Origin of the sequence: Alcanivorax sp. NBRC 102024, from assembly GCF_001602235.1 — a bacterium.
In the GTDB taxonomy this organism is placed as follows: Bacteria; Pseudomonadota; Gammaproteobacteria; order Pseudomonadales; family Alcanivoracaceae; genus Alcanivorax.
Window position 1 is genome coordinate 165,345 of the sequence record NZ_BDAS01000007.1, and the last position, 15,117, is coordinate 180,461.

The window sequence follows — 15,117 nt, forward strand, 5'->3', positions numbered from 1 at the left end:
ATTCTTTACAGCCGCACGCATTCCGGCAGCATTCAGGAATTCCCGGTCACTCGCTGGCGCCAGTCCTGACCGCCATCGCGCCCATGATCATGGACATGACGCAGCCACTCGGCCAGAAAGCGGTTCCATTGCACTTTTTCATCACGCTGGTGCATATGGCGGTTGGGGTAGGCATAGCGGGCATTCACCCGCCGGAAGGGACGCGCCTCGGTGACTTCCGCCAGCCGGGCATCGTGATAAAGCCGCACCGTCAGCCGTGATGCCGGTAGCACATCCAGTAATTCCTGGTCTTCCAGGCGCACGGTGGTGGTGTAGGGAGAGCGCTCCAGCACTCGCATCTGCAAAGTGTGGGTGTGGTGGCTGTGGCCCAGCTCCACATTCATGCTGTCGCGCTCTCCCATGGCATTCATCAGCGGCAACATGCGGGCATAGTTTTCCTCGCACTGACTCATCAGCGCGCGGAAATCCAGCCGGTAGCGGTCGCGTCGCTTCATGCGCTTTCCCAGGCCGCATCCAGCCGGTCGCGGTGCAAAAGCAACCACTGCAAGGCAATCAGGGATGCCGCGTTATCCACCAGGCCAGATTCCAGCAAGGTGGGAATTTCGGCCACCGGCACGGTCACCGCACGAATATCTTCCCCCTCGTCCGGGCAACCAAAGATGCCGCCTGCATCAGCAAGATCCGCATGCCCCACAAACACCTGCAGACGTTCGTTGGTGCCACCCGGGCTGGGCATGTAGGCGGCAATGGACTCCATTTCCCCCAGGGTAATACCGGCTTCCTCCACGGCTTCGCGGCGGATCAGGTCGGCGGCGCTTTCCCCGTCCTTGTCGGCGATGCCGGCGATCAACTCCAGACACCAGGGAGACTGCCGCCACTCCAGTGCCCCCACCCGGAACTGCTCCACCAGCAGGATTTCACCCCGACGGGGGTCATAGGGCAGCACCGCCGACGCCCGGGGACGCACGAACAATTCCCGGCGCACCGGCTTGCCCCAGCCACCGTTATATTGCTTGTGGCGCAGGGTCAGGGTGTCGACCCGGAAGAAGCCCTGGAACGGGGTATCGCGCTCCAGGATTTCCACGTCATCGGGGCCAAACGGCGGCGTCAAATCACTCATTGGCTTCATGGTAAAGGGCACTGCCCTTTTCACGGAATTCCCGGGATTTTTCTTCCATGCCCGCTTCTGCCTGCGCGACCTGGGCACGGCCATCACCATAGGTATCGCGCACTTCCTGGCTGATCTTCATGGAGCAGAACTTGGGCCCGCACATGGAGCAGAAATGCGCCACCTTGTGAGCCTGCTTGGGCAGGGTCTCGTCGTGGAACTGGCGCGCCCGGTCCGGGTCCAGTCCCAGATTGAACTGGTCTTCCCAGCGGAACTCGAAACGGGCCTTGGACAAGGCATTGTCACGCAACTGGGCCCCCGGGTGGCCCTTGGCCAGGTCCGCCGCATGGGCAGCAATCTTGTAGGCAATGATGCCCTCTTTCACATCTTCCCGGTTGGGCAGCCCCAGATGCTCTTTGGGCGTCACATAGCAGAGCATGGCCGTGCCATACCAGCCGATCATGGCGGCGCCAATGGCGCTGGAGATATGATCGTAGCCAGGGGAGATATCAATCGTCAGCGGGCCCAGGGTATAGAACGGCGCTTCGCCACAGTGCTTCAGTTGCTCGTCCATATTGGCCTTGATCATGTGCATGGGCACGTGACCGGGGCCCTCGATCATCACCTGCACATCGTGCTGCCAGGCAATCTTGGTCAGCTCACCCAGAGTACGCAGCTCGCTGAACTGGGCCTCGTCGTTGGCATCGGCAATGGAACCGGGCCGCAAGCCATCGCCAAGACTGAAGGTCACGTCATAGGCCTTCATGATCTCGCAGATGTCTTCGAAGTGGGTGTAAAGGAAGTTTTCCTTGTGATGCGCCAGACACCACTTGGCCATGATCGAGCCACCACGGGAAACGATGCCGGTAACCCGGTTGGCGGTCATCGGCACATAACGCAGCAGTACACCGGCGTGGATGGTGAAGTAGCTCACCCCCTGCTCGGCCTGCTCGATCAGGGTGTCACGGAAGATTTCCCAGGTCAGGTCCTCGGCAATGCCGTTGACCTTCTCCAGTGCCTGATAGATCGGCACGGTGCCGATGGGCACCGGCGAGTTGCGCAGGATCCATTCACGGGTTTCATGAATATTGTCGCCGGTGGACAGGTCCATCACCGTGTCGCCGCCCCAGCGGGTGGCCCAGGTCATCTTGGACACCTCTTCCTCGATGGAGGAGGTCACCGCCGAGTTACCGATATTGGCGTTGATCTTGGTGAGGAAATTGCGGCCGATGATCATCGGCTCGATTTCCGGGTGATTGATATTCACCGGAATCACTGCCCGGCCCCGGGCCACTTCGTCGCGGACAAATTCCGGGGTGATTTCTGCCGGAATGCTGGCACCGAAATCCTGCCCGGGATGCTGTTCGGTGGGCAGCCCCGCTTCCCGATGTTCACGCAACCGCTGGTTCTCGCGGATGGCAATAAACTCCATTTCCGGGGTAATGATGCCCTGGCGGGCATAGTGCATCTGGCTCACATTCTTGCCGGCTTTGGCCCGGCGCGGGGTGCGGGTGTGCTCGAAGCGCAGGCCCGCCGTTTTCAGGTCGTTGGCGCGTTTGCGGCCGTAAACACTGGTCAAACCGTCCAGTTGCTCGGTATCATCGCGCTCCTGAATCCAGTTCAGGCGAATCGGCGCCAGCCCCTTCCGAACATCAATGGTCACGTTCGGGTCGGTGTAAGGGCCTGAGGTATCGTAAACGGTGACAGGCGGGTTATCCTCGAACTTTCCGTCTGCCAGCGGGGTCTGACTCTGGCGAATTTCGCGCATCGGGACACGAATGTCCGGACGCGAGCCGGTGACATAAATTTTTTGCGAACCGGCGATAGGCTGGCAGGATTCATCAATGGTACTAGCGGTGACGGGGCGCTGATCGTCTGGCACGTCGGCCTCCAGAATACTTGGGAAAAGACAGGAATGGCGGACACTATACGCCAGCGCCTATCGGCCAAACAACCGCGGTGCCGGTGTGACAGAAGCCGTATCAATTTTCTGTACCAGCCAGTACTATAATGACCAAACTCACCCAGGAAAGAGTGCACCAGAATGAAGCGCAGCCCAACCAAGATTCTCGTTCTCATGCTGACCTCGCTGGCCAGTTCCGTTCACGCCGCCGATCTGGTCCAGATCGCCAACGCCGCCTGGAGCTATGACGGCACCTGGCGTGCCGCCCGCATGAGCTGGGACGCGGATCAACAACTGCTGGTACAGGGCCGCGCGGCATTGTTCCCCACTGTCTCCGCCACTTATGGCCGCTATGACACAGAGCGGGATTTGAAGGATCTGGGCGTCACCCAGGAATTCGGCACCGAGACCACCACGGTACAACTGACGCAGCCATTGTTCCGCGTGGATGCCTGGTACGGCTACAAAGAAGCCAAGTCGAGCACCGATATTGCTCAGGCCAATTTCCAGCAGGCCCGGCAGGATTTTGTCCTGCGCGTGGCCCAGGGCTACTTCGGCGTGCTGCGCGCCTGGGACACCCTGGTGTCAGCCAAGGCTGAAGAAAAAGCCATCGGTCGCCAGCTGGAACAAACCCAGGAACGCTTTGACGTGGGACTGGTGCCGGCCACGGATGTGGAGGAGGCCCAGGCCACCTATGACCTGACCCGGGTCAATCTGATCGTGGCCCAGCAACAATATGATATCGCCCGTGACCAGCTGGAAACCCTGACCGGCCAACGCTGGGAAACGCTCTCGGAGCTTAAAGAGGATCTGCCCGTTGAGGGCCCGCAACCGGCGGACATGAATGACTGGATCGACAAGGCCCGCGCCCAAAATCCCCAGGTTCTGGCCGCCCGGTTTAATTCCGAATTGACCGAAAAAACAGCCAAACGCCAGTTGGGCGCCCAGCTTCCCCAGGTTCAATTCGTCGCCCAGTACCAGAATGCCAACTCCATCCCTGAAGATAATAGCGCCACAGGCTTCTCTACCGGCATCAACCCGGACAGCGACACCAAACAGATCGGGGTGGAAGTCACCATGCCCCTGTTTCAGGGTGGCGGCCTGAACAGCCGTCGCAAGGAAGCCTCCCTGCGCGCGGATGCGGCCGTCTATGAGTACCAGCAGGCCCTGCGTGACATCATCCAGCAGGCTCGCAGCGCCTACCGCACGGTGGAATCCGATGCCCTGCGCGTGAGCGCTCGCAAACAGGCGATCCGCTCCGCCCGCTCGGCCCTGGAAGCCACCCAGTCAGGCTATGAGGTCGGCACCCGTAACGTGGTGGATGTGCTCAACGCCCAGCAAGCCCTGTTCGCTGCCGAGCGCGACTACGCCAACGCCCGTTACGACTACATCATCAATTCACTGACCCTGAAATCCACCACCGGCGATCTGCAACAGGGCGACCTGGCGGCCATCAACCAGTGGCTGTCAGAGACCGACACCCTGAACATCTACCAGCCGGATCTGGAAGGCCGCAGCGACGCCCTGGTACCGGACGCGCGATACTGAAAGAGCAATTAATAGTTAATAATGAATAATTAATAACGACGCGCTTACAGCGCATGCCCTGCTGAAAGCAAAGAGGCCGCGCCCAACTCTGGGCGCGGCCTCTTTGCTTTCAGGATAAAAAAACGTTGTCTCACGAAACTATTAATTATTCATTATTAACTATTAATTTCCCGACCAACCCCAGCCCTTTCTCCAGTGCCCCACGATTGGCTTCGACAACCGCCGCCGCTGCCTGCCCCTGATGCTGGCGTTGCGCCGGGTTACGGAACAGGCCCTGCAGGGTAATGGCCAGGGCATCCGCATCCTCCACCAGGGTCAGGGCGCCAGCGTCATCCAGCAGCCCCGAGATGGCGGTGAAGTTGTGCAGGTGTGGGCCAGTCACAACCGGCTTTCCCCAGCCTGCGGGTTCCAGCAAATTGTGCCCCCCCACCGGCACCAGGGAACCGCCCACAAAGGCCACGTCCGCCACCCCAAACAGCATCAACAGCTCCCCCATGGTATCGGCCAGGTACACCTGGGTGTCCGCGGTGACGGTGTCCTGTTTGCTTCGCCGGGCCAGCCCCAACCCTTGCTGACGGATCAACTGGGCGACGCCGTCGAAACGCTCCGGGTGCCGCGGCACCAGCACCAGCAAGGTCTGCGGCGCCGTTTCCAGCAACGCCTTGTGCGCCGCCAGTACCGGCTCATCTTCCCCGGGGTGGGTACTGGCGGCGATCCATACCGGGCGTTCACCAATCATCGCGCGCAAGGCGTCCGCCCCCTGACGCACGGTGTCGTCCAGTGTCATGTCGAATTTCACGCTGCCGATGGCATGCACCCGTTCCGGCCAGGCCCCCAGGGCCACATAGCGCTCCCGTTCCACCGGGGTCTGCACGGCCAGGGCATCAAAGCGGGCCATCATCGGCCGCACCAGGCGGGGAAACTTGCTGTAGCCCCGGTAGCTTTTCTCCGACAGGCGCCCGTTCATCAGCATCAATCTGGCACCGTGACGTTTCGCCGCTGCACACAGGTTGGGCCACAGTTCGGTTTCCAGCACGATCACCATTTTCGGATCAAAAGCGCGCAGAAAACGGTTCAATGCCGTGGGCAGCTCCCAGGGGCAATACACATGGGTCACCCGATCGCCGAACAGGGCTTTCACCCGCTCCGAACCGGTGGGTGTGGTGGTGGTCACCAGCAGCGGCATCTGCGGATAATCCGCCAGCAACCGCTCGATCATCGGCACCGCCGCCAGGGTTTCCCCCACCGACACCGCGTGCACCCAGAGACTGTTTTTCAGGGTCCCGGGGCGATACCCCCAGGCCATGCGCTCCTTCCAGCGCTGACGGTAGGCCGGCGCCTGCCGCCCCCGCAGCCACAGCCGCAGGAACAGAAAAGGAAGCAGTAAATACCAGATGACAGAGTAAAAGGTTCGCATAGGGTTTCTTGTGTCGGACGTCGGACGCCGGACGTCTGAGGTCCGGCCCGTCTATGCTAGCATAGCGGCAACTTTCTCCGATGGTGAGCCATGAGCAACTCCCCTCTGAAACCCGACATTCTGATCTTCGGCGGCGGCATCGCCGGCCTGTGGCTGATCAACCGGCTCAACGCGGCCGGTTACCAGTGCCTGCTGCTGGAAACCGACACCCTGGGCGGCGACCAGACCCTGGCCAGCCAGGGCATTATTCACGGCGGCCTCAAGTATGCCCTGGGCGGCAACCTGTCCAGCGAGTCGGAATCCATCGCCGCCATGCCGGACCGCTGGCGCGCGGCCATGGCCGGCAACGATCCGGTGGACCTGCGCCAGCTGCAGGTACTCAGCGACACCCAGCACATGTGGTCCAGTGGCTCAGTGGCCTCGCGCATGACCAACTTCTTCGCCAGCAAGATGCTGCGCGGGCGCATCGAAAAGCTGAAGCGGGACCATTTCCCCTCCGCGCTGGCGGACAAGGCCTTCAAGGGCAATGTCTACAAGCTGGATGATCTGGTCATCAACACCGAATCACTGATCGACACCCTGGCCGCGCCGGTGCGTGAACGCCTGCTGGCCTTCGACAGGGAACGCGATTCTCTGGAATGGGGAGAGCAGGGATTGAAGGCGGTGACTGTCAATGGCCAGCGTATCGAGCCGACGTTGACCATCCTGTCCGCCGGCAATGGCAACCCGGCACTGCTGGACGGCGCCCACCAGGCCCGCCTGCTGCCAGAGGAACACAGCCAGCTGCGGCCACTGAAAATGTTGCTGGTGAAACACGATCTGGGGCACCGCCTCTATGCGCACTGTGTCGGCACCAGCAACAAACCGGTGCTCACCGTCACCACCCATGACTGCCCGGACGGCAAGGTGGTCTGGTATCTGGGTGGCGACCTGGCGGAACGGGGCGTGGAACGCAGCGATGAGGAACAACTGGCCGCTGGCCGCGACGAACTGAAACACCTGTTCCCCTGGCTCGATTTCAGCCAGGCCCAGTTCGCCGTTCTCAACGTAACCCGGGCCGAACCGAAACAGCAGGCCCTGGTAAAACCGGATAACGCCTACGCCCACCGCGACCACAACCTGATCGTGGCCTGGCCCACCAAGCTCACCCTGGCCCCGGACCTGGGCGACAGAGTGATGGCATTGGTGGAAGAGAGCGGGCTGAAACCAGGGGCACCGTTAACGATGCCGGAAACGCTGGAAAAAGCCCCCATGGGCGTGCCCTATTGGCACCGCTGTTTTTGATTTCCCTCCGTAGGAGCGAGCGTCGTTGGCGGCGCGATTCCGTGCGTGGTTAATCGCGCCGCCAGCGACGCTCCTACGGCAAGACGAACAAGGAAGCTTTCATGGCCTTCATGCGCCCGCTGGGCAACACAGGATTGACCGTCAGCGCCCTCGGTCTGGGCACAGTGAAAATCGGCCGCGACAAGGGCGTGAAATACCCCGGTGCCTTTACCATTCCCGATGACGCGGCAGTGATCGATTTGATCGCCCAGGCCCGGGACCTGGGCCTGAACCTGATCGACACCGCACCGGCCTACGGCCGCAGTGAAGAACGGCTGGGGCAACTGCTCCGGGACCGCCAGCACTGGGTTATCGTCACCAAGGTGGGCGAGGAATTCGATAATGACAGCGGCGACAGCCACTTCGATTTCTCCCCGCAACATGTGCGTGCCTCAGTGGAACGCAGTCTCAAGCGGCTGAACACCGACTACCTGGATTGCGTGCTGGTGCATTCGGACGGGAACGATCTGGATATCCTCGAGAGGGGCACACTGGATGCCCTCAACGATCTGAAGAAGGCGGGCCTGATCCGCGCCACCGGCATGTCCACCAAGACCGTGGCCGGGGGTATCGACACCCTCAGACAAGCAGACGTGGCCATGGTCACCTACAACCTGGCCCATGACGAAGAAGTGCCGGTCATCGAGCACGCCGCCAGTCACCACAAGGGCATTCTTATCAAGAAGGCCTTTGCCAGCGGCCACCTGTGCAGCGAGGGACAAGACCCGGTACAGGAAAGCATGAACAAGATCCTTGGCACTGCCGGCGTCGGCAGTATCATCGCCGGCACCATCAACCCGCAACACCTGCGGGAAAACGTGGAAAAAGCGCGCCGGGCCTGTGAATAACAACAAAAAAGGAGCCACTATGCGCAGACTGCTCAGTATCGGATTGCTACTTCTGGCCGCCAGCAGTCAGGCTGACAAGGTCTTACTCCTGAAAACGCCCCCCAGCGGCTGCCAGCCCGGTGACACTGTCTCTATAGAAACCGGCGGCAAACTGCAGGGCTTGCTGTTCAGCGACGCCTGGATCGAAAACAACGCCAAAAAGAAACTGCTCAAGGCCATCAAAAAAGCCGACGGCAACCGGGCGGTATTGAAAGACCGGCGTGTCTTTCTGATGGATAACCATCACCGTGGCATTCAACGCATGGAGCTGGAAGCCTGGACCTGGCGCTGTGAAGAGTCGGATAGCAGCAGGTAGTCAACACGACTTGCCGGCAGCGCTGTTTTGCAAGCTGCCCTCACCCCACCGCTTCGAAAAGCGGCTCGCCCAACATCACCGACGCGGCCTGATGCCCCTGCCAATACCCCTGCTCCAGCTTTTGGCCATGGGTGGTCAAGCGGCTGACCGGAAAGCCGCGGTCTGGCGCAATCACTGTGAGTCGGCAATCCTCGGGCGGGTTCTCGATGAACGCCAGTGCGTCATTGTAGGTTTGCGAGCGTTTCCGCATACCGGCATATAACCCCGGCATTTCCCTGACCCAGGGTTTCAGTAGTGGTGCCAGCGGGCTGGGTTTCTTGCGATACCCCTGATGCCGTGACAGCACCACGGTGATATCCCTGGCGCCCTGTTCATAGGCCCAGCGCACGGGAATGGAATCGCCCACCCCGCCATCGGTCATGGGATGCCCGTCCACCGTGGGAAATTGCCGGTAGGCAAAAGGAATGGAACAGGACGCTGTCATGATCTCGTCCAGGTTGTCCGGCGTCGCGTGGTGATAACGTGGCTCGCCATCCTCCACGGAAGTGGTCACCACCCATAGCGGCGTCTGCGATTGCCAATACCGGTCCAGACTCAGCGGCACATCCCGTAAGGATTGATGCCACAGCCAGTGCACATCACACAAATGACCGCCGGCCATGAAGCGCTGCCAGTTGATGAAATCCGGGCGGCAGGCATGGTCGGTAATGATGCGCCGGTTGCGGCCATGATCTCCGGCCAGGTAACCGATCAGGTTGGTGGAACCGGCGGATACGCCCACCGCAAAATCAAACTCCCGGTAATCTTTCTCCAGAAAGGCATCCAGCACCCCGGCGGCAAAAATGCCGCGCATGGCACCCCCTTCCACGACCAGAGCCCGCGAGGACATATCCGTCTCCTGTTTAATCTGACACCTTGATTCACTTTGCCAAAGCCAGGCCGAGAGCGGAAATAACCCCTCCCTGTTCCCGCCATCGCCGTCGCCCATGGCGACATCTTGCACAACGCAACCTTTTGCACTGTTACGGCGCAGCTGCATCAGCGTGACGCACACCAGCCTGACAAATCCCACCAACCTGGTCAGCCCTTCGACATTTAATTTATGTAAAAACAATTACTTAAATTTTTTCTGTCTGTTTGGCACCGGGTTTGCACTAGTCCGCATACCAACTTGTATACAAACAGGTGTGCTAAACGAATGATCGGCTGGACTCTTCGACAATGGCAGGCGGCCTACCGCAGCGGTGACCTCACCCCGCTACAGGCCATGAAACAACTGGCGGCACTGCTGCACGACAGCGAGCGCGCCCTGTGGATTCACCTGCTGGACGAGTCCTCCCTGGTCGCCCAGGCCGAGGCCCTGACTGACCCGTCCCTGCCTCTCTACGGCATTCCCTTCGCGGTGAAAGACAATATTGATGTGGCCGGTATGCCGACCACGGCGGCCTGCCCCGCCTTTGCCTACACAGCGCAGGAAGACGCCACCGTGGTCAGACTGCTGCGCGACGCCGGCGCGATTGTGGTGGGCAAAACCAATCTGGATCAGTTTGCCACCGGACTGGTCGGCACCCGCTCCCCTTACGGGGAAGTGCCCAACCCGTTCAACGGCGACTACCTCAGCGGCGGCTCCAGTTCCGGTTCGGCGGTGAGCGTCAGCCTGGGGCTGGTGCCCTTCTCGCTGGGCACCGACACCGCCGGCTCCGGGCGGGTACCCGCAGCCTTTACCAATATCGTCGGCCTGAAACCCAGCCGCGGTGCCATCAGCACCCGAGGCGTGGTGCCCGCGTGCCGAACCCTGGACTGCGTCAGCGTGTTTGCGCTGAATGTGGAAGATGCCCGGACCATTTACCGCCTTATCGGCCAGTTCGATAGCGACGATGCTTTCAGCCGTCCGGCGCCGTCACGGCAGAAAACCGGACTGCCTGCACGACCGAAGCTGGGGATTCCCCACGATCTGCCCTGGTTCGGTGACCACAAGGCGAAGGCGCTCTGGGAACAACAACTGGAGAGCCTCAGCAGTCTTGCCGAGCTGGTTACCGTGGATACCACCGTGCTGCAGGATGCGGCAGCCCTGCTGTATCAGGGCCCATGGGTAGCCGAGCGTTTCTCTGTCACTGACACCCTGTTGCAGGAAACACCACAAGCCCTGTTACCGGTGATCCGTGACATCCTGGAACCGGCGGCACAGATCAGCGCCGTTGACAGTTTCCGCGCCCAATATCGTCTGGCCGAACTCAAACGTCAGTCAGACAACCTGCTGGCCGGTGTGGATGCCCTGCTGCTACCCACCACCCCGGGCATCTATACCCGCGACGCGGTACGCAACGATCCCATCACCCTGAACAGCCAACTGGGCACCTGGACCAACTTCGTCAACCTGCTGGATCTGTGTGCCCTGGCCCTGCCCGGCGGTTTTCGGGACGACGGCCTGCCCGGCGGCATCACCCTGATTGCCCCCGCCTGGCAAGACCATGCCCTGGCGGAATTCGGCCAGCGCTGGCAACAGCACCAGCCCTGGCTGGCCGGCGCCACCGGTCAGGCACTGCCGGCACCGGAAAAAAATGCCGCCAGCGATAACCATGATGATTCCATCACCGTGGCGGTGGTCGGTGCCCACCTCACCGGCATGCCACTGAACAGTCAGCTGGTGGAACGCGACGCGGTGCTGCTGGAAGCCACCCACACCGCTCCCTGCTATCGCCTCTATGCCCTGGCCAACACGGTGCCTCCCAAACCCGGGCTGATCCGCAACGAAAAAGACGGCGGAGACAGCATTCCCATCGAACTGTGGCAAATGCCTATCGAACACTTCGGCAGCTTTGTCGGGCTGATTCCTGCCCCCCTTGGCATTGGCAGCCTGGAAACCGTGGATGGCCGCTGGGTGAAAGGATTCATCTGCGAGCCCTGGGCCATCGACGACGCCACCGACATTACCGAACTGGGCGGCTGGAGAAACTACATCGCCGCGCTGAACAAGAAGGAGTCCCTCTGATGTTAACGAAAGTGCTGATCGCCAACCGGGGTGAAATTGCGGTGCGTATCTGTCGCACCCTGAAGCAGATGGGCATTGCCTCGGTGGCGGTCTATTCAGAGGCGGATCGCAACAGCCAGCACGTCAGCGTGGCGGATGAAGCGGTATCCCTGGGCGGTCAGACCGCCGCAGACAGTTATCTGAAAACCGACCTGATTCTGCAGGCCGCCAAAGACACCGGCGCCGAGGCCATTATTCCCGGCTACGGATTTCTTTCCGAAAACGCCGAGTTTGCTGAAGCCTGCGCCGCCAACGGCATCGCTTTTGTGGGCCCGACCCCGCAACAACTGCGCGAGTTCGGCCTCAAGCATGAAGCCCGTGCCATCGCCGAAAAAGCCGGCGTGCCACTGGCCCCCGGTACCGACCTGCTGCAAAGCCTGGACGACGCCAAACAGGCCGCACTGCAGATCGGCTACCCGGTGATGCTGAAAAGCACCGCCGGTGGTGGCGGCATCGGCCTGTCCCGCTGCAACAACGAAGACGAACTGGTCGCTGCCTTTGAGTCGGTAAAGCGGCTCGGGGAAAGTTTCTTTTCTGACAGCGGCGTTTTTATCGAGCGTTTTGTGGCCCGGGCCCGCCATGTGGAAGTGCAGATCTTCGGTGACGGTAACGGTACCGTGCTGGCCCTGGGCGAGCGCGAATGTTCCCTGCAGCGTCGTAACCAGAAAGTGGTGGAAGAAACCCCGGCGCCCAATCTGCCACAGGCGACCCGGGAACAACTGCACGCCAGTGCGGTGCGGTTGGGCCAGACCGTGAAATACCGCTCTGCGGGCACGGTGGAATACATTTACGACGACGAGCGTGATGAATTCTATTTCCTGGAAGTGAATACCCGCCTGCAGGTGGAGCACGGCGTCACCGAATCCGTCTTCGGCGTGGACCTGGTTCAGTGGATGTTGCAACTGGCCGGCGGCGAACGTCCGCCACTGGATGACAGCTACACCAGCCAGGGTTCTTCCATGGAAGTGCGCATCTACGCCGAAGATGCGCTGAAAGATTTCCAGCCCAGCCCGGGCGAACTCACCGAGGTGCGCTTCCCGGACAATATCCGCCTGGATGGCTGGGTGGACACCGGCACCGTGGTCAGCCCTCACTATGATCCCATGCTGGCCAAAGTCATCGTCCATGGCAGTGATCGTGCCGACGCCCTGAAGAAGATGCAGACCGCCCTGGCACAAACCCGCCTCTCGGGCATCGCCACCAACCTGGACTATCTGCGCCAGATTCTGCGCGACGACAATGTCATTGCCGGCACCGTTTCCACTCGCTATCTGGAAACCTTTACCTATACGCCCAGGGCCTTCGACGTTGTCGAGCCAGGCACCTACACCACGGTGCAGGATTATCCTGGCCGGGCCGGCTACTGGGATATCGGTGTACCGCCGTCCGGTCCCATGGACGACTTTGCCTTTCGTCTGGCCAATCGCATCGTCGGCAACCATGACAGCGCCGCCGGCCTGGAAGCCACCCTGGTGGGGCCCTCGCTCACCTTCCATTGCGATACCGTGGTAGCACTTACCGGTGCGCCCTGCCCGGCGCAACTGGATGGTGTCAGCGTACCCTTGTGGGAACCCATCACCGTCAAGGCCGGCCAGACCCTCACCACCGGCAAGGTTGAAAACGGTTGCCGCACCTATATTGCCGTGCGCAACGGCATTGATGTCCCCGACTACCTGGGCAGTAAATCCACCTTCGTGCTCGGCAAGTTTGGTGGCCACGGTGGGCGCACCCTGCGCAAGGGTGACGTGTTGTCGATCTGTCAGCCGCAGCTGGAGGGGTGCCCCACCCCGGCGCCGGTGGCCGAGCCGCACCCGGTCGAGAACGGATTGATCCCGGACTACCCGCAACAATGGGACATCAAGGTGCTGTACGGCCCCCATGGGGCGCCGGATTTCTTTAGCGAAGATGCTATTGAAGAATTCTTCAACGCCGACTGGCAGGTGCATTACAACTCCAACCGGCTGGGCATTCGCCTGGTGGGTCCGAAGCCGAGCTGGACCCGTACCGATGGCGGCGAAGCCGGGCTGCACCAGTCCAATGTTCACGACAACGAGTACGCCATCGGCTCCATCAATTTCACCGGTGATTTCCCGGTCATCCTGACCAAGGATGGCCCGAGCCTTGGGGGGTTCGTCTGTCCGGTGACCATCGCCAAGGCCGAGCTGTGGAAAGTGGGCCAGTTGAAACCCGGGGACAGCATCCGCTTCTCGCCAATCAGCTTCGCCGAGGCCAAGGCCATGGAAGACGCCCAGGATGCGTCCATTGAAAACCTGGGTGTGATTCCGCTGGTCAACCCGGCGGTGACCGATCACAGCCACACCTTTACCTCTTCCACCATGCTGGCGGAGATAGATGCCAACGGTCATGTACCGCGGATCGTCTACCGGCAGGCCGGCGACAAGTACATCCTTATCGAGTACGGCGACAACGTGCTCGACCTTGCCCTGCGCATGCGTGTCCATGCGCTGATGGAAAACCTGAAGGCGTCACCGGTGGAGGGCATTCTGGAATTGTCGCCGGGGGTACGCAGCCTGCAGGTCCATTACGATTCCCGCCGCCTTGATCAGGACCGCCTGGTCAACACACTGCTGGACCGTGAACAGACCATCGGCAGTGTGGACGACATGGTCGTGACTTCCCGGGTCCTGCATCTGCCCATGGCCTTCGAAGACAGCGCCACCCTGGATGCGGTCACCCGTTACCAGGAAACCATTCGCCAGGATGCCCCCTGGCTGCCCAACAACGTGGAATTCATTCGCCGCATCAACGGCCTGCAATCCACGGACCAGGTGCGCGACATTATTTTCAGTGCCAGCTATCTGGTGTTGGGCCTGGGAGATGTGTATCTGGGGGCCCCCTGTGCGGTGCCCATTGATCCGCGCCACCGCCTGATGACCTCCAAGTACAACCCGGCGCGCACCTATACCGCCGAAGGCACCGTGGGTATCGGCGGCGTCTACATGTGCATCTACGGCATGGATTCCCCCGGCGGCTACCAGCTGGTGGGTCGCACCCTGCCGATCTGGAACAAACATCTGAAGAACGCCCAGTTCCACACTGGTGAGCCCTGGTTGCTGAAGTTTTTCGATCAGGTCCGCTACTACCCAGTGAGCGAGGAAAAACTCACCGAGATGCGCGAGGCCTTCCGCCACGGCCACCTGCAGGTGGAGATCAGCGAAGAGCCCTTCAGCCTGGCCGAGCATCGCCAATTCCTGAAAAACAACGAACAGGAAATTGCTGATTTCAACGCCCGCCGCGATGTGGCCTTCCGAGAGGAAGTGGCGCGCTGGCAGGACGAAGACGCGGCAGTGGAATCCGCGCTGATGGGCAGTAAAACGGATATCGGCCAGGTAGATGGCCATCTGATCAGCGCCGAAATCAGCGGCAACGTCTGGAAGCTGCTGGTGGAAGAAGGCTCACAGGTCAGCGAAGGCCAGCCCCTGGTGATCGTGGAAGCCATGAAGATGGAATTCGAAATCGTCGCCAATGCCAGCGGCAAGGTCACCGGTCTGCATTGCCAGCCCGGCTCCATCATCCATGCCGGGGATCCGGTGTTGGTCATCGACCCGAAAGCGGTGGCTTGA

Annotated in this window: 11 protein-coding genes; 6 read left to right on the top strand and 5 right to left on the bottom strand. The window is 61.0% G+C overall.

All coding sequences use genetic code 11. From position 1 onward, the window contains the following. Window positions 1-32 precede the first annotated feature (32 nt). From A0251_RS12385 to thiC, 3 genes are read right to left on the bottom strand one after another with little or no spacing between them, the layout of a single operon-like run. Window positions 33-494: a DUF1249 domain-containing protein gene (locus tag A0251_RS12385; RefSeq protein ID WP_062817164.1), complete on the bottom strand. Its 462-nt coding sequence runs from the start codon at window positions 492-494 to the stop codon at window positions 33-35. Continuing rightward, window positions 491-1,120: an NUDIX domain-containing protein gene (locus A0251_RS12390; RefSeq protein WP_062817165.1), complete on the bottom strand. Its 630-nt coding sequence runs from the start codon at window positions 1,118-1,120 to the stop codon at window positions 491-493. The genes A0251_RS12385 and A0251_RS12390 overlap by 4 nt, the downstream gene beginning before the upstream one ends. Further along, entirely contained in the window at window positions 1,113-2,990 is a 1,878-nt protein-coding gene (thiC, locus tag A0251_RS12395; protein ID WP_062817166.1) for a phosphomethylpyrimidine synthase ThiC, read from the bottom strand. The genes A0251_RS12390 and thiC overlap by 8 nt, the downstream gene beginning before the upstream one ends. 162 nt (window positions 2,991-3,152) lie before the next feature. On the opposite strand from thiC, the gene A0251_RS12400 reads away from it, so the two are divergent. Then, window positions 3,153-4,559: a TolC family outer membrane protein gene (locus A0251_RS12400; protein ID WP_062817167.1), complete on the top strand. Its 1,407-nt coding sequence runs from the start codon at window positions 3,153-3,155 to the stop codon at window positions 4,557-4,559. 145 nt (window positions 4,560-4,704) lie between these two features. On the opposite strand, the gene waaA is transcribed toward A0251_RS12400, so the two are convergent. Continuing rightward, complete coding sequence (gene waaA / locus A0251_RS12405) at window positions 4,705-5,976, bottom strand: lipid IV(A) 3-deoxy-D-manno-octulosonic acid transferase (RefSeq protein WP_062817168.1); 1,272 nt, start codon at window positions 5,974-5,976, stop codon at window positions 4,705-4,707. Window positions 5,977-6,066: 90 nt separating this feature from the next. On the opposite strand from waaA, the gene A0251_RS12410 reads away from it, so the two are divergent. The 3 genes from A0251_RS12410 to A0251_RS12420 all read left to right on the top strand — a co-directional run bounded on the left by A0251_RS12410 (window position 6,067) and on the right by A0251_RS12420 (window position 8,502). After that, window positions 6,067-7,260, top strand: coding sequence for an FAD-dependent oxidoreductase (locus A0251_RS12410; RefSeq protein ID WP_062817169.1), 1,194 nt, complete (start codon window positions 6,067-6,069; stop codon window positions 7,258-7,260). Window positions 7,261-7,361: 101 nt separating this feature from the next. Continuing rightward, complete coding sequence (locus A0251_RS12415; RefSeq protein WP_062817170.1) at window positions 7,362-8,147, top strand: aldo/keto reductase; 786 nt, start codon at window positions 7,362-7,364, stop codon at window positions 8,145-8,147. 19 nt (window positions 8,148-8,166) lie between these two features. Further along, complete coding sequence (locus A0251_RS12420; protein ID WP_062817171.1) at window positions 8,167-8,502, top strand: hypothetical protein; 336 nt, start codon at window positions 8,167-8,169, stop codon at window positions 8,500-8,502. Window positions 8,503-8,542: 40 nt separating this feature from the next. Here A0251_RS12420 and A0251_RS12425 read toward each other — a convergent pair whose 3' ends face one another. Continuing rightward, the gene (locus A0251_RS12425) at window positions 8,543-9,391 is read right to left on the bottom strand and encodes a patatin family protein (RefSeq protein ID WP_062817172.1); all 849 of its coding nucleotides are present in this window, start codon (window positions 9,389-9,391) and stop codon (window positions 8,543-8,545) included. Window positions 9,392-9,700: 309 nt separating this feature from the next. On the opposite strand from A0251_RS12425, the gene atzF reads away from it, so the two are divergent. After that, entirely contained in the window at window positions 9,701-11,494 is a 1,794-nt protein-coding gene (atzF, locus tag A0251_RS12430; protein WP_062817173.1) for an allophanate hydrolase, read from the top strand. After that, a complete protein-coding gene (uca, locus tag A0251_RS12435) occupies window positions 11,494-15,117 on the top strand; it encodes an urea carboxylase (RefSeq protein WP_062817174.1) in 3,624 nt (1,207 codons plus the stop codon). Before atzF ends, uca begins: the two co-directional genes overlap by 1 nt.

Bases quoted from the DNA above. Each gene is read 5' to 3' on its own strand.
- A0251_RS12385 (WP_062817164.1), bottom strand. From the start codon at position 494: ATGAAGCGACGCGACCGCTACCGGCTGGATTTCCGCGCGCTGATGAGT.
- A0251_RS12390 (WP_062817165.1), bottom strand. From the start codon at position 1,120: ATGAGTGATTTGACGCCGCCGTTTGGCCCCGATGACGTGGAAATCCTG.
- A0251_RS12400 (WP_062817167.1), top strand. From the start codon at position 3,153: ATGAAGCGCAGCCCAACCAAGATTCTCGTTCTCATGCTGACCTCGCTG.
- waaA (WP_062817168.1), bottom strand. From the start codon at position 5,976: ATGCGAACCTTTTACTCTGTCATCTGGTATTTACTGCTTCCTTTTCTG.
- A0251_RS12410 (WP_062817169.1), top strand. From the start codon at position 6,067: ATGAGCAACTCCCCTCTGAAACCCGACATTCTGATCTTCGGCGGCGGC.
- A0251_RS12415 (WP_062817170.1), top strand. From the start codon at position 7,362: ATGGCCTTCATGCGCCCGCTGGGCAACACAGGATTGACCGTCAGCGCC.
- A0251_RS12420 (WP_062817171.1), top strand. From the start codon at position 8,167: ATGCGCAGACTGCTCAGTATCGGATTGCTACTTCTGGCCGCCAGCAGT.
- A0251_RS12425 (WP_062817172.1), bottom strand. From the start codon at position 9,391: ATGTCCTCGCGGGCTCTGGTCGTGGAAGGGGGTGCCATGCGCGGCATT.
- atzF (WP_062817173.1), top strand. From the start codon at position 9,701: ATGATCGGCTGGACTCTTCGACAATGGCAGGCGGCCTACCGCAGCGGT.
- uca (WP_062817174.1), top strand. From the start codon at position 11,494: ATGTTAACGAAAGTGCTGATCGCCAACCGGGGTGAAATTGCGGTGCGT.